Source organism: Candidatus Magnetobacterium casense (genome assembly GCF_019173545.1).
In the GTDB taxonomy this organism is placed as follows: Bacteria; Nitrospirota; Thermodesulfovibrionia; order Thermodesulfovibrionales; family Magnetobacteriaceae; genus Magnetobacterium; species Magnetobacterium cryptolimnobacter.
The window spans coordinates 1-1,102 of record NZ_JABXWD010000766.1; the positions used below are offsets into that span (position 1 = coordinate 1).

Genomic DNA, 1,102 nt, shown 5'->3' on the forward strand with positions numbered 1-1,102 from the left:
GGCGGCTCCGCTTCTTTGTCGCTCCAGGACGCTCCTGGCCCCCTTCAGAACCCCCCGCAAGGGGAGGGGCGAGGCGCCCCAGCCACAAAGAAGTCCCCTTGACCCCATTTTACCATGCTTTTTTAAGAGGATACCAATCTTCTGTATCATTTTGTCTCTGTAGCCTTGTCGTGTGTCTTTCTTGCGATAAACAACAGCTCACCCATCGGGGTCATAAACTTACGTCTGCGGAGATTATCGGGCAACAGTTCGTTGACCATCCTGACCAGCGGCAATATGACAGGCACTTTGTAGGCCGACAGTTGATTTTCGACATAACGCAGGCTTAAGGCCTTCCGTGCGGGTCTGTCGGTGACATGTTGAAGGGCGTTTCCGGCACAGAGTTTCTTCAACGTAGAGGTCGAAAAATAAAACAGATGCTCCGTCTTAAAGTGGGGCCAATGTCTGCCCATCAGCCTGAATGTCACGGATTTAATATCCGGTGTAACGATGACCAGTACCCCACCCACCCTCAAAATGCGATAGACTTCCCTCAGAAGGGCATTTACATCCTTTATGTGTTCTATCAGGTCGATCATAAACACGGCGTCAAAAAAGCCGTCCTCATACCCGGCCCCCTCAAGGCTGCCGTGAAAGACCCTGTCTGAACCAAACCGATCCCGGGCAATGGAGGCCGAGTACTCCGACAGCTCCACGCCATATGCGCTAAACCCCTTATGACTTGCCGCCTCAAGAAAAAATCCCGTAGCACAACCGACATCCAACACCTTACCCCCGCTAAAGTATCTCTCTGCTATTTTCAGGAGGGTGTCAAAAGTAGCAACCTTCATCTCCCTGACAGAGTCGTAGTCGGTGCCAAGCCCCCAGGAGGCATAGTACTGTTGCGTGTAAATCCCTCTGAGTTGTTCATCTGTGGGCTGTGGGTTGACAAATATCAGGTTGCACGCCAGACAGCGTACTACATTGTTAAAGAGCCTCTTAAAACTTGTCCCGTTACATACCGGACAATCCGTCAATTGCACTTGTGTCGTCGCTGACATCACAGTATCCCCTCTTTCTTTAACCGTGTGATAACATCCATCGGTTTGATCTCCTTCATGCA

Annotated in this window: 1 protein-coding gene; it reads right to left on the reverse strand. The window is 50.9% G+C overall.

Annotated features, from left to right (window positions below):
* Positions 1 to 146: 146 nt before the first annotated feature.
* A partial coding sequence (locus HWQ67_RS19365; RefSeq protein WP_218254335.1) for a class I SAM-dependent methyltransferase occupies positions 147 to 1,102 on the reverse strand: 956 nt, incomplete at its 5' end.